Here is a 277-nt window from a genome sequence, read left to right as displayed (position 1 = left end):
AACAGGAAATGGTTGTTTATCCAGCTTAAAAGTTCTCATAAGAAATGGAGAAAGTTTGCAGAAGCAATGCTAAATTCCTGTCCTTACAGTATTCGCCTTCAAAGAAAAAACAATAAATACTATGCTTACATTTCTTTTGAAGAAGACCTGCCGGATACAGCAATAGATTTCAGCAATGGAGCTATCGGAGTAGACCTGAACGCCTTTCCATCCCACATAGCCTGGGCTGAAATAAAGAAAGAGGGCAATTTAGAAAGCTTTGGAGAAATCCCCACAC

The 277-nt window shown here is 39.4% G+C and carries 1 pseudogene; it reads left to right on the top strand.

The features are described from left to right. Positions 1 to 12: 12 nt before the first annotated feature. Positions 13 to 277: pseudogene (locus ciss_RS09650) on the top strand (hypothetical protein); the annotation flags it as partial.

It is taken from the genome of Carboxydothermus islandicus (genome assembly GCF_001950325.1).
Taxonomy (GTDB): Bacteria; Bacillota; Z-2901; order Carboxydothermales; family Carboxydothermaceae; genus Carboxydothermus; species Carboxydothermus islandicus.
This window is presented reverse-complemented; position numbering and strand designations above follow the sequence as displayed.